This window comes from Bacillus sp. FAU18 (genome assembly GCF_056033885.1).
Genome location: NZ_JBVYHZ010000003.1, coordinates 648,660 through 664,753, shown reverse-complemented (window position 1 = coordinate 664,753; position 16,094 = coordinate 648,660). Strand labels below are relative to the sequence as shown.

Annotated in this window: 18 protein-coding genes, 2 riboswitches and 1 other annotated feature; of the genes, 5 read left to right on the top strand and 13 right to left on the bottom strand. The window is 44.9% G+C overall.

What is annotated here, in order from left to right:
• Positions 1 to 21: 21 nt before the first annotated feature.
• Positions 22 to 855 (bottom strand): RsbT co-antagonist RsbRB, encoded by an 834-nt coding sequence (rsbRB, locus tag AC0OMU_RS03780; protein WP_003232560.1) that lies wholly within the window; start codon positions 853 to 855, stop codon positions 22 to 24.
• Positions 856 to 1,077: 222 nt separating this feature from the next.
• On the opposite strand from rsbRB, the gene isp reads away from it, so the two are divergent.
• Positions 1,078 to 2,037 carry a serine protease Isp gene (gene isp, locus AC0OMU_RS03775; protein ID WP_003232562.1) on the top strand — a complete coding sequence of 320 codons (960 nt, stop codon included), beginning with the start codon at positions 1,078 to 1,080 and terminating at the stop codon, positions 2,035 to 2,037.
• A 132-nt stretch (positions 2,038 to 2,169) separates the two neighbouring features.
• A riboswitch (SAM riboswitch) is annotated at positions 2,170 to 2,325 on the top strand.
• A 127-nt stretch (positions 2,326 to 2,452) separates the two neighbouring features.
• Complete coding sequence (metE, locus tag AC0OMU_RS03770; RefSeq protein WP_003232565.1) at positions 2,453 to 4,741, top strand: 5-methyltetrahydropteroyltriglutamate--homocysteine S-methyltransferase; 2,289 nt, start codon at positions 2,453 to 2,455, stop codon at positions 4,739 to 4,741.
• A 40-nt stretch (positions 4,742 to 4,781) separates the two neighbouring features.
• On the opposite strand, the gene AC0OMU_RS03765 is transcribed toward metE, so the two are convergent.
• Positions 4,782 to 5,408 carry a histidine phosphatase family protein gene (locus AC0OMU_RS03765; RefSeq protein ID WP_474240915.1) on the bottom strand — a complete coding sequence of 209 codons (627 nt, stop codon included), beginning with the start codon at positions 5,406 to 5,408 and terminating at the stop codon, positions 4,782 to 4,784.
• 134 nt (positions 5,409 to 5,542) lie between these two features.
• On the opposite strand from AC0OMU_RS03765, the gene guaD reads away from it, so the two are divergent.
• Positions 5,543 to 6,013 (top strand): guanine deaminase, encoded by a 471-nt coding sequence (gene guaD, locus AC0OMU_RS03760; protein WP_015483143.1) that lies wholly within the window; start codon positions 5,543 to 5,545, stop codon positions 6,011 to 6,013.
• A 332-nt stretch (positions 6,014 to 6,345) separates the two neighbouring features.
• Here guaD and ohrB read toward each other — a convergent pair whose 3' ends face one another.
• On the bottom strand, positions 6,346 to 6,756 hold the full coding sequence (gene ohrB / locus AC0OMU_RS03755; protein ID WP_015383474.1) for an organic hydroperoxide resistance protein OhrB: 411 nt from the start codon (positions 6,754 to 6,756) through the stop codon (positions 6,346 to 6,348).
• A gap of 142 nt (positions 6,757 to 6,898) precedes the next feature.
• Here ohrB and ohrR point away from each other — a divergent pair, with 142 nt between their 5' ends.
• Entirely contained in the window at positions 6,899 to 7,342 is a 444-nt protein-coding gene (ohrR, locus tag AC0OMU_RS03750; protein WP_014476587.1) for an organic hydroperoxide resistance transcriptional regulator OhrR, read from the top strand.
• A gap of 30 nt (positions 7,343 to 7,372) precedes the next feature.
• Here the strand turns inward: ohrR and AC0OMU_RS03745 are convergent, their stop codons facing one another.
• The 9 genes from AC0OMU_RS03745 to AC0OMU_RS03705 all read right to left on the bottom strand — a co-directional run bounded on the left by AC0OMU_RS03745 (position 7,373) and on the right by AC0OMU_RS03705 (position 14,341).
• A complete protein-coding gene (locus AC0OMU_RS03745) occupies positions 7,373 to 7,798 on the bottom strand; it encodes an organic hydroperoxide resistance protein (protein WP_003232574.1) in 426 nt (141 codons plus the stop codon).
• A 127-nt stretch (positions 7,799 to 7,925) separates the two neighbouring features.
• Positions 7,926 to 9,173, bottom strand: a complete 1,248-nt coding sequence (gene proA / locus AC0OMU_RS03740) for a glutamate-5-semialdehyde dehydrogenase (RefSeq protein ID WP_015383472.1) — start codon at positions 9,171 to 9,173, stop codon at positions 7,926 to 7,928.
• Positions 9,174 to 9,184: 11 nt separating this feature from the next.
• Complete coding sequence (gene proB, locus AC0OMU_RS03735; protein ID WP_014479591.1) at positions 9,185 to 10,282, bottom strand: glutamate 5-kinase; 1,098 nt, start codon at positions 10,280 to 10,282, stop codon at positions 9,185 to 9,187.
• Positions 10,283 to 10,334: 52 nt separating this feature from the next.
• Positions 10,335 to 10,545 (bottom strand) — a binding site (T-box leader).
• 87 nt (positions 10,546 to 10,632) lie between these two features.
• On the bottom strand, positions 10,633 to 11,535 hold the full coding sequence (gene purU, locus AC0OMU_RS03730; RefSeq protein WP_015383471.1) for a formyltetrahydrofolate deformylase: 903 nt from the start codon (positions 11,533 to 11,535) through the stop codon (positions 10,633 to 10,635).
• A 70-nt stretch (positions 11,536 to 11,605) separates the two neighbouring features.
• Positions 11,606 to 11,923: a multidrug efflux SMR transporter subunit YkkD gene (ykkD, locus tag AC0OMU_RS03725; protein ID WP_014476583.1), complete on the bottom strand. Its 318-nt coding sequence runs from the start codon at positions 11,921 to 11,923 to the stop codon at positions 11,606 to 11,608.
• A complete protein-coding gene (ykkC, locus tag AC0OMU_RS03720; RefSeq protein ID WP_015383469.1) occupies positions 11,923 to 12,261 on the bottom strand; it encodes a multidrug efflux SMR transporter subunit YkkC in 339 nt (112 codons plus the stop codon). The genes ykkD and ykkC overlap by 1 nt, the downstream gene beginning before the upstream one ends.
• 77 nt (positions 12,262 to 12,338) lie before the next feature.
• Positions 12,339 to 12,450: riboswitch (guanidine-I (ykkC/yxkD leader) on the bottom strand.
• 32 nt (positions 12,451 to 12,482) lie between these two features.
• Positions 12,483 to 13,001, bottom strand: coding sequence for a GNAT family N-acetyltransferase (locus AC0OMU_RS03715; protein ID WP_474240914.1), 519 nt, complete (start codon positions 12,999 to 13,001; stop codon positions 12,483 to 12,485).
• Positions 12,991 to 13,518, bottom strand: a complete 528-nt coding sequence (locus AC0OMU_RS03710; RefSeq protein WP_174616623.1) for a DinB family protein — start codon at positions 13,516 to 13,518, stop codon at positions 12,991 to 12,993. The genes AC0OMU_RS03715 and AC0OMU_RS03710 overlap by 11 nt, the downstream gene beginning before the upstream one ends.
• Positions 13,519 to 13,609: 91 nt before the next feature.
• A complete protein-coding gene (locus tag AC0OMU_RS03705) occupies positions 13,610 to 14,341 on the bottom strand; it encodes a DUF421 domain-containing protein (protein ID WP_041333825.1) in 732 nt (243 codons plus the stop codon).
• Positions 14,342 to 14,489: 148 nt separating this feature from the next.
• Here AC0OMU_RS03705 and AC0OMU_RS03700 point away from each other — a divergent pair, with 148 nt between their 5' ends.
• Entirely contained in the window at positions 14,490 to 14,714 is a 225-nt protein-coding gene (locus AC0OMU_RS03700; protein ID WP_032725555.1) for a hypothetical protein, read from the top strand.
• A gap of 77 nt (positions 14,715 to 14,791) precedes the next feature.
• Here the strand turns inward: AC0OMU_RS03700 and hmpA are convergent, their stop codons facing one another.
• Positions 14,792 to 15,991, bottom strand: a complete 1,200-nt coding sequence (hmpA, locus tag AC0OMU_RS03695; RefSeq protein ID WP_474240913.1) for an NO-inducible flavohemoprotein — start codon at positions 15,989 to 15,991, stop codon at positions 14,792 to 14,794.
• Positions 15,992 to 16,094: the final 103 nt, after the last annotated feature.

The window sequence follows — 16,094 nt, the reverse complement described above, 5'->3', positions numbered from 1 at the left end:
TCGACGATAGCGGATTTTTTCTTATTGATGATAATTTAATGCTTGGGCAAGGTTGGTTTTAATAGTAATATTCGAAAAGTCAATCCCCAGCTGTACAGCAGTTTGCGCAATTTCAGGCCTGATTCCTGACAGGGTTGACCGGACACCGATCAGATTAAGCGCCTCAATCAATTTAAAGATCTGGTGCGCCACCATCGTATCCACCACAACAACACCTGACAGATCGATTAACAGATGCTCCACACGTCTTTTCGCACAAGCTTGAAGCGTGTTTTCCAGAATAAACTTCGCCCGTTCGGTATCAATGTCACCGACAAGCGGCAGCAGAGCTGTTGATTTGCTCAGGGTAATGACAGGTGAGCTTAATTCCAATATCATTTCTCTTTGGGCGTTTAATTGCTGCTTGGCATTCATTTCAGCGTGATCAACGAATGTATAAATGGTGAAATCAAATACTTTTACAATCAAATCTGCCCATTTTTGCTTCTCTCCCGGTTCAAACGCTGATTCATTTTCTTCTGCGAACTTCTCAAAATACTTCGTATATAATCTCCTGTTTCTCATAAACTCCCGAATGACATACTGAACCGGTGTGTCGAGATGTTTTTGATCGTTGGTCAGCTCAATGACCCACTCTTGAAACTCTTCGAGAAATTGTTTTTCCGGTAAAACATACATGTAATTCAGATGCCGGTAAAATTCTCTGTCCTGCTCTTTCAATTCTTCCGTTACTGTTGCATTATGTAGGGCGTAAAGCGAATTCGGATCACTTTCCTCCATCGTTTCAATCCATTCCTCGGCCATTTGTTCCACATGCTCTGAAAAAAATGCATATAATTTTTCATTCAGTTTCATGACACTGCTCCTTTCCCCAACACTATTATAACTTGACTTACAGTTGAATCCCAGTCATACACGCCGAAGCCATCCAATATTTTGAAGATTACTAATTCTTTGGTGTGTATCCTATTTTTTCAAAATGCTTCAAATGGCTCTGTCCGAGCGCTTGCTTTTTTCATATAATATGAGGCAACACCCTTGAATCCACTTGAAAGCATAAAAAAGGAGGGCTTTTTTATGAATGGTGAAATCCGCTTGATCCCGTATGTGACGAATGAGCAGATCATGGATGTAAACGAGCTTCCTGAGGGCATTAAAGTGATTAAGGCGCCAGAAATGTGGGCAAAAGGGGTAAAAGGCAAAAATATTAAAGTTGCTGTATTAGACACGGGCTGCGACACAAGCCACCCTGATTTAAAAAATCAAATCATCGGCGGAAAGAACTTCACGGATGACGACGGCGGCAAGGAAGATGCGATTTCCGACTACAACGGACACGGCACACACGTCGCCGGAACAATTGCAGCTAATGATTCAAACGGAGGCATTGCCGGAGTCGCGCCTGAGGCAAGCCTATTGATTGTGAAGGTTCTTGGCGGCGAGAACGGCAGCGGACAATACGAATGGATAATTAACGGCATCAACTACGCGGTGGAACAGAAAGTCGACATCATCTCAATGTCCCTTGGAGGGCCAAGCGATGTGCCAGAGCTAAAAGAAGCAGTGAAAAACGCAGTGAAAAACGGAGTGCTTGTCGTTTGTGCAGCGGGAAATGAAGGTGACGGCGACGAACGCACAGAAGAGCTTTCCTACCCCGCAGCTTATAATGAAGTGATTGCAGTTGGATCTGTTTCTGTAGCGCGAGAATTGTCAGAATTTTCTAACGCAAATAAAGAGATTGACCTTGTGGCACCAGGAGAAAACATCTTATCCACCCTTCCCAACAAGAAGTACGGTAAGCTGACCGGCACTTCAATGGCTGCCCCTCATGTCAGCGGTGCGCTTGCTTTAATCAAAAGCTATGAAGAAGAATCATTTCAAAGAAAGCTTTCTGAATCTGAGGTTTTCGCACAGCTAATCCGCAGGACACTTCCTCTTGATATTGCAAAAACGCTGGCAGGCAATGGATTCCTGTATTTAACAGCTCCTGATGAGCTCGCAGAAAAAGCAGAGCAATCACATTTGTTGACCCTATAAGATTATTTTTCTTATATAATATACACCACATCATGTAAATAAAAATTTCAAATTCTATGTTGACAATGAATTTGAATTACTGTTAAGATTACCAACAAATGATTCAACTTTTCAAAAAATTAATAACATTTTCTCTTATCGAGAGTTGGGCGAGGGATTGGCCTTTTGACCCCAACAGCAACCGACCGTAATGCCATTGTGAAATGGGGCGCACTGCTTTTCGCGCCGAGACTGATGTCTCATAAGGCACGGTGCTAATTCCATCAGATTGTGTCTGAGAGATGAGAGAGGCAGTGTTTTACGTAGAAAAGCCTCTTTCTCTCATGGGAAAGAGGCTTTTTGTTGTGAGAAAACCTCTTAGCAGCCTGTATCCGCGGGTTAAAGAGAGTGTTTTACATATAAAGGAGGAGAAACAATGACAACCATCAAAACATCGAATTTAGGATTTCCGAGAATCGGACTGAACCGGGAATGGAAAAAAGCACTTGAAGCGTATTGGAAAGGCAGTACTGATAAAGATACGTTTTTAAAGCAAATCGACGAACTATTTTTATCCGCAGTAAAAACACAAATTGACCAGCAGATTGATGTTGTGCCTGTTTCTGATTTCACACAGTATGACCATGTACTCGACACAGCAGTCAGCTTCAACTGGATCCCGAAACGGTTCAGACATTTGACTGACGCTACCGATACATACTTCGCTATCGCCCGCGGAATCAAAGACGCTGTATCTAGTGAAATGACAAAATGGTTTAATACAAATTACCATTACATCGTTCCGGAATATGACGAGAGCATTGAGTTCCGTCTGACAAGAAACAAACAACTCGAAGATTATCGCCGGATCAAACAGGAATACGGTGTGGAAACAAAGCCTGTGATTGTCGGCCCTTATACGTTCGTTACGCTCGCTAAAGGCTATGAACCGTCCGAAGCAAAAGCGATCCAAAAACGCCTTGTGCCATTATATGTACAGCTTTTGAAAGAGCTTGAAGAAGAAGGCGTAAAATGGGTTCAAATCGATGAGCCGGCGCTCGTTACCGCCTCTAGTGAAGATGTCCGCGGCGCAAAAGAGTTATTTGAAAGCATTACAAGTGAGCTTTCATCCTTGAATGTGCTTTTGCAGACGTATTTTGATTCTGTTGATGCGTATGAAGAGCTGATCTCTTACCCGGTTCAGGGAATTGGCCTTGATTTCGTTCACGACAAAGGCAGAAACCTAGAACAGCTTAAAACACATGGTTTTCCGACAGACAAAGTGCTGGCAGCCGGCGTTATCGACGGACGCAACATTTGGAAAGCGGACCTTGAAGAGCGTCTCGATGCCGTTCTTGATATTCTCAGCATTGCAAAAGTTGATGAACTGTGGATTCAGCCTTCCAGCAGCCTGCTACATGTTCCGGTAGCGAAACACCCTGATGAGCATTTGGAAAAAGACCTATTGAACGGATTGTCCTACGCAAAAGAGAAGCTGGCCGAGCTGACAGCTTTGAAAGAAGGTTTAGTATCAGGAAAAGCGGCGATCAGCGAAGAGATTCAGCAGGCTAAGGCTGATATCCAGGCGCTTAAACAGTTTGCAACAGGCGCCAATTCTGAACAAAAGAAAGAGCTTGAGCAATTAACTGATAAAGACTTCAAGCGTCCGATTCCGTTTGAAGAACGTTTAGCCCTGCAAAATGAATCTCTCGGCCTTCCGCTTTTGCCGACGACAACGATCGGCAGCTTCCCGCAGTCTGCTGAAGTGCGGAGCGCACGCCAAAAATGGCGGAAAGCTGAGTGGTCCGATGAACAGTATCAAAACTTTATCAATGCGGAAACAAAAAGATGGATTGATATTCAGGAAGAATTGGAGCTTGATGTCCTTGTTCACGGCGAATTTGAACGGACAGACATGGTCGAATACTTCGGTGAAAAGCTGGCCGGTTTCGCCTTCACTAAATATGCCTGGGTTCAATCATACGGCTCACGCTGTGTCCGCCCGCCAGTCATTTACGGAGATGTTGAATTTATTGAACCGATGACAGTGAAAGACACAGTCTACGCACAGTCATTGACTTCCAAGCATGTGAAAGGAATGCTGACGGGCCCGGTTACAATCTTAAACTGGTCTTTCCCTCGAAACGACATCTCGAGGAAAGAAATCGCCTTCCAAATCGGGCTTGCCCTTCGCAAAGAAGTTAAAGCGCTTGAAGACGCAGGCATTCAAATCATTCAAGTCGATGAACCAGCGCTGCGTGAAGGCCTTCCATTGAAAACCCGCGATTGGGATGAGTATTTGACTTGGGCGGCAGAAGCATTCAGATTAACCACTTCTTCCGTGAAAAACGAGACACAAATTCATACACATATGTGCTACAGCAACTTCGAAGATATCGTTGATACAATCAATGATCTTGATGCCGATGTGATTACAATCGAACATAGCAGAAGCCACGGAGGATTTTTAGATTACTTAAAAAACCACCCGTATTTGAAAGGGCTTGGCCTTGGTGTATATGACATTCACAGCCCTCGTGTGCCGTCAACTGAAGAAATGTACAATATTATCGTTGATGCGCTTGCCGTCTGTCCGACTGACCGCTTCTGGGTAAATCCGGACTGCGGATTGAAAACAAGACAGCAGGAAGAAACGGTTGCAGCATTGAAAAACATGGTTGAAGCCGCAAAACAGGCAAGAGCACAGCAGACACAGCTAGTATAATTTGAAAAAACCATCTGCATTTGGCAGATGGTTTTTTCTATTAGAAAGCGGAAATCGGTTTCCGATGCTTCCCGTCCGCTTCTATTATTATTTCGGCAGTTCCATTTTCATCAAATTCCACAAGGCTCAATGATGTATCATGTATGTAAGCAGAATTCCATATGTCATTAACGCGTCTTCCCTTTATGATATTTAACAGCATTAATATAAAGACAGAATGGGTAACCAAGAGAACATTACCGGAAGAATGGCTGTCTAAAATCGTTTGGAGAGCCAGCCTTACCCGGTTTTCAAAGTCAAAAAACGTTTCACTTCCCAGCTGGCGATAAGCTTCAGGATAATGAAAATAAGCGTGAAAAAGATCTGGTTCGTCCCTTTCAATATCCTCTTGTTTTTTCCCTTCCCATGAGCCCAGTGACATTTCTCTGAACATATGATCTATCACCAGCGGGAGCCTGCGCGACCCTAGTGCGGTTTTTGCTGTCTCTTCTGTCCGCTTGCTCGGGCTGATGTATACCTGATTCATTTCAATATCCTTCAGACGCTCCCCAAGAGCACGGGCATTGTACAGCCCAAGTTCTGTTAAATCAGAATCCATCCAGCCCTGCATCCGTTTTTCTACGTTCCATTGGGTCTGTCCGTGTCTGGCAATATATAAATGCAGCATGATTACCCCTCCTCTTTTCTCCTCTTATCTTAGCAAATCCCCCAAAAACTTTGTTTATTTTACACTTTTTTGAGAATGTTCTTTGCCCTTTTTTCGGCTATACTAATAACACTCTATTGACAGGAGGGATTGGGATGAATCATGAAACGTTCTTAAAACGGGCTGTCACTCTCGCATGTGAAGGAGTGAATGCAGGAATCGGCGGGCCTTTTGGAGCCGTTATCGTGAAAGACGGAGTCATTATTGCCGAGGGACAGAACAACGTCACAACAAGCAATGATCCGACTGCCCACGCGGAAGTCACTGCTATTCGGAAAGCCTGTAAGGTGCTAGGAGCATACCAGCTTGATGACTGCATTTTGTATACGAGCTGTGAACCATGCCCAATGTGCTTGGGCGCCATCTACTGGGCCCGGCCTAAAGCCGTTTTCTATGCAGCTGAGCACACTGACGCTGCCGAAGCCGGGTTTGATGATTCATTCATTTATAAAGAAATTGATAAACCTGCTGAAGAAAGAACGATCCCCTTTTATCAAGTGACTCTTATGGAGCATTTATCCCCGTTTCAGGCATGGCGGGATTTTGCCAACAAGAAAGAATATTAAAAGGATCAGGCATGTGCGGCCTGGTCCTAGTTATTTCTCCAAGTAGCCGCTTTGCCCTGTGCAAATACAAAACAGCAATCATACGAGCCGGAATTCAGCTTGGCAGACACCGAGCCAGCCGCCCCCTTCATCTGTAACTTTTGCAGGCTTTAAACGCTGTGATCGCTTATCTGACGTTTTATCAATAATCTGTGCCCACTCCTACCCCGTTCCGCGTCAATTCATAATGGATATAAGTCTGAATCCATTTATAAGAAATGTCTCAGACCTCGAAAAGATCACACCCGCTCCGACACAAAAAAACATCCTGAGAACCCTCAGGATGCCGGTCATTATTTTAATTCTAGTTTTACATCAACATTTCCTCTGGTTGCCTTTGAGTAAGGACAGAATTCATGAGCGGCGTTGACAAGCTCTTGTGCCTTTTCCCGATCTAAATCTTTCGTGTTCACAACAAGTGTGACACCAATTTTAAACCCGCCGTCGCTCTCATCCTTCATGAGGCTGACCTGCCCTTCAATCTCCGAATCAATTTCGATATTCTGCTCTTTGGCTACGTGTTCGAGCGCGCCGCCGAAGCATGCAGCATACCCTGCCGCAAAGAGCTGTTCCGGATTTGTGCCGGTTTGTCCTTCTTTTTTGGCATTTGGCATGACAATATCAAAATCAAGAACACCGTCATCTGATGTAATATGTCCTGCCCGTCCGCCTCGCGCGGTTACTTTTGCTGTAAATAGTGACATATTTCCCAACCTCCTTATTTGTATCTAGTTGTTATATTTCCCTTTCTGATCTTTTTAAACATGCTAAGTTTGCCGAGAATAGGAAAAGTGAGGTTTTTCAGATACAATAGAATCGAATGACAAAAAAGAGTTGGTGAACAAAATGGAAAATAAATTTGATCATATGAAATTGGAGAATCAGCTTTGTTTTTTGCTATATGCGAGTTCGCGGGAAATGACAAAGCAATACAAGCCGCTGCTTGATAAGCTGAATATAACATACCCTCAATATTTGGCTTTGCTATTGTTATGGGAACATGAAACGCTTACTGTCAAAAAAATGGGCGAACAGCTGTATTTAGATTCAGGGACGCTCACTCCGATGCTTAAACGAATGGAACAACAGGGTTTGATTACGAGAAAAAGATCTGAAGAGGATGAGCGGTCCGTGTTGATCAGCCTGACAGAGGACGGAGCGTTATTAAAAGAAAAAGCGGTTGATATTCCAGAGACAATTCTGGGGCTCTCAAAGCAGTCTGGGGAGGATCTCAAACAGTTAAAATCCGCTCTATATACATTGCTGGAAACACTTCATCAAAAAAATTGAGGATGCCTTGTACAGGCATCCTCTTTTTATTTATTCAGCAACTTCAAGTGTCACATCAATATTTCCGGAGGTTGCTTTTGAATACGGGCAGACGCCGTGCGCTTTTTTCACAAGCGCCTCCAATTCTGATGCACTGACTCCTTCTCCTTTTACTTGCAGCGTCACACCCAGCTTATAGCCCTGGTCTGCTTCATCCTTTAACAGGCTTACATTCGCCGTAACCTCTGTCTCTACTTTTACCCGTTCTGTTCTTGCGACAAGCTGCAGGGCGCTGTCAAAGCAAGCTGCATAACCTGCTGCAAACAGCTGCTCTGGATTTGTCGCTTTTTCTAATTTCTTGGCTCTCGGTGTCCCCGGCATTGCGACATCAAGCTCAAGAACGCGGTCTGATGAAATGACCTTTCCTTCTCTTCCTCCTACCGCTGAAACAGTTGCTGTAAATAATGGCTGACTCATTTTTCATTCCCCCAATATATTTTATACAATTGAATTGTACACAATTAAATTTGATATGTCAATTTTTCTCGTATAAAAAAAAGCTAATCTCGTTACGAGATTAGCTTTTTCATTGAACATTGCCCCGCTATTCACGGATTTGCCCAGTTCCTTTAATGATGTATTTTGTAGAAGTAAGTGCAGGAAGCCCCATCGGTCCTCTTGCATGAAGCTTTTGCGTGCTGATGCCGATTTCGGCTCCGTAGCCGAATTCAAAGCCGTCGGTAAAGCGGGTTGACGCGTTATGATAGACAGCGGCAGCATCGACAGCCGTTTGAAAATATGCCGCGTTTTTGTCATTTTCAGTTAAAATCGCTTCAGAATGATTGGTGCCGTATTGTTGGATATGCTTCACAGCTTCTTGGACGTTTTCAACCGTCTTTACGCTGAGGACAGGCGCTAAAAATTCGGTTTCCCAATCTTCTTTTGATGCTTGTTTGCTTGAAGGATGAAGTTCACATACCAATTCATCACCGCGAATTTCAACTCCCGCGTTTTCCAGCTGGTTCAGCAATTCTTTCCCGTGCTGTCTTGCCCAAGCCTTGTGAATCAGCAATGATTCAATCGCGTTGCATACGGAAGGGCGCTGCGTTTTGGCATTTACGACAACCTTTTCTGCCATTTGCGGTTTGGCTGTTTCGTCAATGAATATGTGGCAGTTTCCTGCTCCCGTTTCTAATACAGGAACTGTTGATTCTCTCACAACGAGATCAATCAGTTTCTTGCCTCCGCGCGGAATCAATACGTCTAAGCCATCATTTAACGTAAAGAGCTCTTTTGCTGTCTCTCTGCTCGTATCCTCAATCAGCTGCACAGCGTGAATCGGAAGCGCTGATTGCTCAAGTGCTCTGTGAATGACACTGACGAGCGCTTTGTTGCTGTGGATGGCTGAGGAGCTCCCCCGCAGCACAACCGCGTTCCCTGTCTTCAGGCAAAGGGTAGCCGCATCAACTGTGACGTTTGGCCTCGCCTCATAAATCATTCCTACGACACCGAGCGGCACACGGACTTTTTCAATAAACAGGCCGTTTTCTTTTTCAATCGTTTCAAGAGAATCGCCGATTGGGTCCGCTAAGTCGATTAAGAGCTCCACCGCGTCCGCGATATCGCGTATCCGTTTCTCATCCAGTGTGAGACGGTCAATGATGTCCGGTGTTAAACCATTCTCTTTTCCGTTCTCAATGTCTTTTGCATTCTCCGCCAAGAGAAAATCCAGTTCTTTACGGAGTCCGTTTGCAATGAGGCTGAGCGCCTCATCCTTCTCGGCTGTTGTTTTCATGATCATTTCGGCTGCTGCTTCTTTCGCCAGCTTCGCTTTTACAGAAACTTCACTCATTTTTCCGCCTCCTAGTCTTTTACATTGACCCAGTCATTCCTATGAATAACCTCAAACGTTTTCTCAAAATCAAGTTCGTCACTGCGTTTGCCTTTGGCCTCCATAATCTCCTCAGAGGAGTAATGAGTTTGGCCTTTGCCGATCACGCCGCCCGGTCCCCTGACTTCCACAACCGCCCCTTTCGGAAAGCTCCCGTTCACACCCACAACGCCAGCGGGCAAAAGACTGCTTCCATTATGGATCATCGCCTCTTCGGCACCCGCATCAATGATAATTTCTCCCGATATCGGCGAGTGGAACTGAATCCACTGCCTTGTGTTGTTAACCGAAGATAGTTCTTTGTCTCCGATATAAGTGCCGTCTCCCCTGCCGTCCAAAATATCCGCAAGTTTTTGCTCTCCGCTGCCTGTTCCAATGAATACTTTCACTCCCAGAGACAGCGCGGTTTGTGCGGCTAACAGCTTTGATTTCATTCCGCCGGTGCCGACCTTTGATCCGGCTGAACCTGCATATCCAAGCAATTCAGGCGTGATCTCCGGCAAATAATCAAATCGTTTCGCCTCAGGATTTTCATTCGGATTTGCATCATACAGTCCGTTGATGTCGGTGAGAATCATGAGCTGGTCCGCGTGAATCAATCCGCTGACTAACGCAGAAAGCATATCATTATCTCCGAATGTCAATTCTTCAACAGATGTAGAATCGTTCTCGTTGATAATCGGAATGACGCCGCGTTCCAATAATTCCATTATCGTAGCATACGCGTTTCGGTACCGTTCTCTTTTCGAAAAATCATTTCTCGTTAAAAGGATTTGTCCCGGAGTCAGTGAGTATTGTTTAAATTGATTCATATATTGCTGCATTAACAGTGTTTGTCCGACCGCGGCCGCCGCCTGTTTTCCTTTTATGGTAACGGGGCGGGACGGATAACCGAGGCTGGAAAACCCCGCCGCAACGGCACCCGAGGTAATCAGAATCATTTCATGCCCCGCTTTTTTTAACACGGAAATCGCCTGAACATGCTCTCTGATTTTTGCCTCATCAATGCTTCCTTTGCTATTCGTGAGCGAACTGCTTCCTATTTTCACTACTATTCTTTGTTTTTTCATTTATTCTCCTCCGCGGCTCTTCTACAATAAAAAAACCCATTTCATCCTGATTCATAAGGACGAAATGGGTTTCCGTGGTACCACCTTGATTGAACGTGCTTGTGCACGCTCCGCTCTCCTGTAACGCCAGGTTATGCGCCTAGGTTTTCCCCCTAGGACTCCAAGGCAGGTTCGGCAGGTTTCATGCGGCAAAATGTTTCAGCGATTCATTTTGCTCTCTGTCACAGAAAGGTCTGCTTACTAATCCTCTTCAACGCTCAATGATTTTTTTATATTATGCAAAGAAAAAAGACACTTGTCAAGGTTTTTTGTCATCAAAAATAGCCCGCATTGCGCGGGCCTCTTGCAGTCTAGTTAAAGACGATTGTTTTATTTTCATGAACGATGACACGGTCTTCCAAATGCCATTTCACAGCACGGGCAAGCACGCTGCGTTCAATTGTTCTTCCGATGTTTTTCAGCGCTTCCGTATTATCACGGTGGTCCACGCGCTCAATATCCTGTTCAATGATCGGCCCTTCATCAAGATCGTTTGTCACATAGTGAGATGTCGCACCGATCAGTTTCACGCCGCGCTCGTAAGCCCGTTTGTACGGATTCGCACCGATAAAAGCAGGCAGGAATGAATGGTGGATATTGATGATGCGATTCGGATGAGCCGAAACAAAATCAGGAGTTAGAATCTGCATATAGCGTGCGAGCACGATGACATCAACATCGTACTGCTCCAGCAGTTCAAGCTGCTTCTTTTCGACTTCCGCTCTGATGTCTTTGTTCGCTTTCATATAGTGGAATGGAATGTTCAGGCGCTCAACCAGCTCTCTCGCTTCCTCATGGTTACTGATGACAACAGCGATCTCCGCCATCAGGTTGCCGGTTTGCCATTCCCAAATCAGCTCATGCAGGCAGTGGAGCTCCTTTGAAACGAAAATAGCGACACGCTTCAGTTCGCTTGCCAAAGTTAAGCTCCATGTCATGTCGAATTTATCCGCAACAGAGGCAAACGCCGCCTGAAGAGATGCTTTTTTCTCACGAATGCCCGCGCAGTCGAATTCGATTCTCAGGAAAAACCGGCCGCCTTCAGGGTCTGTCGTATATTGATTTGATTCTATAATATTGGCACCGTGTTCAAATAAAAACGCGGAAACGGCAGAGACGATACCCGGCTGATCGGGGCAGCTGACCAAGAGCCGCCCTTTATCCTCATTTCCGTCACGGTATTCGTCCAACCGCTGAGTCATATATGATTTCATGAATAATCCCTCTTATCTTTGTAAGTCTAAACTATTTATCCATTATACTGAAGATTTGATAAAAATCAATTTATGACAGAATTTTTAAACCAACCGCTGAGCATAAAATCAACGCGATAAAGAAGATCCGTTTGGCGTCTTTCTGCTCCTTGTAAAAGAGGATGCCGACAAGCGCCCCGCCGGCGGTGCCAATCCCTGTCCAGACCGCGTAAGCCGTTCCCATCGGAATGGTTTCCATTGCGTACGACAGCAAGGAAAACGAAGCGGCAAAACCAACAATGATCAACAGCACCCATTTCACGCTTTTTTCTTTCGCATATTGATTCATAAGGGCCACGCCGGCCATTTCTAAACAGCCCGCGCACAATAAACTGATCCAGTGCAGCATTATGCCTCGCCTCCTTTTTCCTCTGTCTCATCCTGTGTCACAAGCTTCAATCCGATTACACCGATTAAGAGCACGCCAATTAACAATAGCTTCGGCCATCCAACCGGTTCATGAAACAGAACAATTTCACTAAGTACTGTTCCCGCTGTGCCGAGTCCGGTAAAGACGGCATATACGGTACCAACAGGCAGACTGTGAGTTGCTTTTATTAGAAGATAAAAGCTGAATATGATGCCGATGGCAGTGCCGCTCCATGTTAAGGCTGAGTCAGCGTGCTTTAAGCCTATCACCCAAACAACCTCGAAAACAGCGGCAAGCACGACCAATCCCCATTTCATTTTGAGTCATTCCTTTCTATCTTTTAAGATTCTCCGAAAACAAAAAAACCCCGGACAGTCGTCTCACATGAGATTGACTCTCCCGGGCTTTTTTCCCTCCGTGTGCATACGCGCTTCTATTTACGCGTATGTGTTTTCTCTCGGACCAGTCCATGTCAATTGACATGCGGAACCCTAGAAAACTTTACATGATATCATCATACTAAACTCAGCTCTATCTTTCAATTGTAAGATTTTCTTTCATATACCGCGATCGGTTTATTCCATTTTCTGATCGTTTTGCTGTAATGCATGCCGATTTTCTCCGCTACCCGTATGGACGCTTTATTACCCGGGTCAATCAAAGCCGCCATTTTGCCGAACTGCCGCTCGTTAAAGCCATAGTCCAGACAGGCCCGAGCCGCTTCTTGCGCATAGCCGTTCCCCCAGTGGCGGCGGGCAAACATATAGCCAATTTCCATTACGGTTTGATTTTCGATCTGCTGGGGAACGATGCCGCATTGCCCCAAAAACTCCCCTGTCCGCTTATCTTCGGCGATCCACAGACTAACGCCGTACCCTTTTTCATTTCGTTGGTTCCAATTGATCCACTCGCGGGTTTGCCTCTTATCTTTTAAACCGGAATAATATCTCATGACGTCAGGATCATTAAAAAGCAGCCCAAACAAAGTGGCTTGATCCCGATCTTCCATACAGCGCAAACGAATTCGATCGGTCACAAGCTTCGTTTTAGCGTTCATACTTCGCCACATCCTGCTTCCATTCTTTTTTGAGAGCTTCAATATGTGCCTGATGATAGCGGTTATGATCTGCCATATGCCAAATTCCCCATCGTATCGTCGCGGTGTCACCTTCGAAGGAAAGCGGCTGGTTCAAAGCATGTTCAGTTAAAGTGAAGCATACCGATTTCAGCTCGTCTACTACATGCTGATGTCTTTTCAGGAGTTCATCTAAGTCTGGCTGATTCAACGGTTCAGGCAGCCGTCCGCTTTTATCTGTCATCGGGCCGTATGCCTGTTCAATATGGTCCGGTATCCGATTTTCCTTGATACGCCAGACCCATCTGATATCAACATTTGTGATATGGTGCAAAAGCTGAGCCGTGCTGTTTTTTGTTTGGCAGCGCCCCTTATAGTAAAGTTCACTGTGTGTCATATGGCTTACGATAGAAGCCAGACGGAGACTGTTTTCTTCCACTGCGGAATACAGCAGACTGACCGTTGGCGCCATGTCGTTTCTTATGGATAAGTCCTTCATGTTCAGTTCCCCTCCTAACTAGGTACATTTGACACCAAACAAAAATTTCCTTTAAAAAAGAAAAAAGCCCTCACTACAAGAGAGAGCCATCTTAATTGTTATTTCCCGGTTTATATAAGTAAGGATCATGCTGCGGATCATTAGAGGTATTTAAATCAAGGGATATATCACCTCGCGCATTCATCGTGCCTAGGGTGATCGAAGACAGCAATTTAGGGCTGTACCCTTTTTCCTCAAGCTTCTCAAACAGCCAGGATCGGTTTTTTTGGAGATATTTCAAATTATGATCAAGGATTTCGCCATCCAGTATGAGCGGAATCGGGATAAAGTTCCGTTCAGCTTCCATATTCAAATCCCGCACCTGCACCGCTCTCGCTTCCTCTTTCGGGATGACGCTTACTTCTCCCGTTTCTTCAATGATAGCAAGATCAATGTCAGCCGGGTCGGCATAGCCCTTTTCCCTCAGCTTTCCGAGCAGTTCATTAACAGTCAGCCTTTCTTTACGAAGGCCGCGTTCATCAATATCCCCGTTTCGGATTAGGACAGTCGGGCTCACGACCAGGAGCCATCGCCATTTATTAGATAAAGAGAGCTTGCTCATGATAAGATAAAGCACCAAAAAAGCACCCGCATAATAAATAGACATCGGCAGCTTGGATGTAAGGATCGGCTCACTGATAATGGTTCCGATTGCGAAGGTCAAAAGCAGATCAAAATTGTTCATTTGTGACACAGCTTTTTTACCGGCAAGCCGAAACAAAATATACGCAATCGAAAATACGATAACTGGCTTCAGTAAAAATACCCATACCATCCATAACACCGATCTTTACCTCCATCCGCTGGTCATATTGAGCCTATTGTGCCCCGTGGCAGGCCCGCTATGCATCAGTGTCTAAATAGGCGAACGTGCACATCGCCTGAACATAACATAATAGAAAGTGACACCGATTGGAGGCGCAATACGCAATATGAAAAATCAGAAGTCGAATACCCATTGGCCCTTTGATCTGCCATTGGCTCCCCAACCCGCGGGCTACCAGCAGCAAACAATCGACAGGCTGGCCGGTTTGGAGCTAAGGATGGAGCAACTAATTAGAGCGATTGAGGTAAACAATGAATTGCTGAGAACAATGCAAGAACAGCAAAACCGTGTATGCACAAATGGCGGCGGGTCTGTGATTGTCCGGATGTAGAAACCGGCGTTTGTCTACCTTCTTATATCTCAATAAAAAACTCTTCTCTAAAAAGGAGAAGAGTTTCATGTATGTGTTCAAACGGACTGCGCCAAACTTAATTGCGGACCGAATAGCTCGTAATGGATAGACTCCGGCGCTGATCCGAGCTCTGATACAAGCTTATGCATTGCCGTAATAAACGACGGTGAACCGCAAATATAGTAATCCGCATCTGTGTTGGCAATCAGTTCTTTGAGGAATTGCTGATCAATCTGTCCTTCATGAAAATGCAGATCACCTGCACGGTCTTCCTCTGTCGGCTCGCGATACACAAATGCTGTTTTAACAGCAGAATGTTTTGCTGCTTCTTCTACCTCATGGCGCAATGCATGATATTCACTGTTTTTCGCCGCATGAATGAACAGAATTTGCCGTTCAGGCTGTTTGGAAACAGATGTTTTCAGCATGCTGATCATTGGTGTAATGCCAACTCCGGCACTGATCAAAACGAGATCTTTTTGTGATGCAGGATCTAAAACAAAGTCCCCTGCCGGTGCGCTAATCTCTATTGAATCTCCCTCCTGCAGCCCATCGTGTAAGTAGGAAGACACGACACCATCTTTCTTCACTGAAATTCGATAATAGTCTTTTCCCGGCATATCAGACAGGCTGTACTGGCGGATATGCGTATATTCAGAATCAGGAATCCGCACTTTGATGCTGATATATTGCCCTGCTTGGAATTCAGGTAACGGCTTGCCGTCTTCCGGTTTCAAATAGATGGATGTAATTTCTTTGCTTTCCCGTTCTTTTTTTGCGATAACGAATGGCTTATACTCCTTCCAGCCGCCGGCTTGCTCTTCAGCCTGTTCATACATGTCTTTTTCAATTCCGATGAACGCTTCAGCAATGACTCCGTACGCTTTTTCCCATGCCTGCATAATGTCAGGAGTTGCAGCATCTCCCAATACATCTTTAATCGCAATCAGCAAATATTTACCGACGATTGGGTAGTGCTCAGGCTTAATTCCGATACTGCGGTGCTTGTGGCCGATTTGTTTGACAACCGGAATGATGTTTCCTAATTGGTCAATGTTTGCCGCAGCTGCAATAACGGCATTTGCCAGTGCAGTTCGCTGTGTTTTTTTCTTTTGGTTTGTTTGATTAAAAATGTTCAAAAGCTCTGGATGGTCTTGAAACATCCGATCGTAAAAATGGCCAGTGATTGTTTCTCCATGCTGTTGCAATACGGGTACAGTGCTTTTAATAATTTCGATTGTTTTGTTATCTAACATTTTATAAACAATCCTTTCGAAAAGATGTATTCAGAATATATCTTTAAAATACATGATCTCACGAATAAAAGATATATCTAAAATGAATCTTTAATAAAGTTGT

Excerpts from the sequence above, each read along its gene's own strand:
- rsbRB (WP_003232560.1), bottom strand. The coding sequence starts at position 855 with ATGAAACTGAATGAAAAATTATATGCATTTTTTTCAGAGCATGTGGAA.
- isp (WP_003232562.1), top strand. The coding sequence starts at position 1,078 with ATGAATGGTGAAATCCGCTTGATCCCGTATGTGACGAATGAGCAGATC.
- metE (WP_003232565.1), top strand. The coding sequence starts at position 2,453 with ATGACAACCATCAAAACATCGAATTTAGGATTTCCGAGAATCGGACTG.
- AC0OMU_RS03765 (WP_474240915.1), bottom strand. The coding sequence starts at position 5,408 with ATGCTGCATTTATATATTGCCAGACACGGACAGACCCAATGGAACGTA.
- guaD (WP_015483143.1), top strand. The coding sequence starts at position 5,543 with ATGAATCATGAAACGTTCTTAAAACGGGCTGTCACTCTCGCATGTGAA.
- ohrB (WP_015383474.1), bottom strand. The coding sequence starts at position 6,756 with ATGTCACTATTTACAGCAAAAGTAACCGCGCGAGGCGGACGGGCAGGA.
- ohrR (WP_014476587.1), top strand. The coding sequence starts at position 6,899 with ATGGAAAATAAATTTGATCATATGAAATTGGAGAATCAGCTTTGTTTT.
- AC0OMU_RS03745 (WP_003232574.1), bottom strand. The coding sequence starts at position 7,798 with ATGAGTCAGCCATTATTTACAGCAACTGTTTCAGCGGTAGGAGGAAGA.
- proA (WP_015383472.1), bottom strand. The coding sequence starts at position 9,173 with ATGAGTGAAGTTTCTGTAAAAGCGAAGCTGGCGAAAGAAGCAGCAGCC.
- proB (WP_014479591.1), bottom strand. The coding sequence starts at position 10,282 with ATGAAAAAACAAAGAATAGTAGTGAAAATAGGAAGCAGTTCGCTCACG.
- purU (WP_015383471.1), bottom strand. The coding sequence starts at position 11,535 with ATGAAATCATATATGACTCAGCGGTTGGACGAATACCGTGACGGAAAT.
- ykkD (WP_014476583.1), bottom strand. The coding sequence starts at position 11,923 with ATGCTGCACTGGATCAGTTTATTGTGCGCGGGCTGTTTAGAAATGGCC.
- ykkC (WP_015383469.1), bottom strand. The coding sequence starts at position 12,261 with ATGAAATGGGGATTGGTCGTGCTTGCCGCTGTTTTCGAGGTTGTTTGG.
- AC0OMU_RS03715 (WP_474240914.1), bottom strand. The coding sequence starts at position 13,001 with ATGAACGCTAAAACGAAGCTTGTGACCGATCGAATTCGTTTGCGCTGT.
- AC0OMU_RS03710 (WP_174616623.1), bottom strand. The coding sequence starts at position 13,518 with ATGAAGGACTTATCCATAAGAAACGACATGGCGCCAACGGTCAGTCTG.
- AC0OMU_RS03700 (WP_032725555.1), top strand. The coding sequence starts at position 14,490 with ATGAAAAATCAGAAGTCGAATACCCATTGGCCCTTTGATCTGCCATTG.
- hmpA (WP_474240913.1), bottom strand. The coding sequence starts at position 15,991 with ATGTTAGATAACAAAACAATCGAAATTATTAAAAGCACTGTACCCGTA.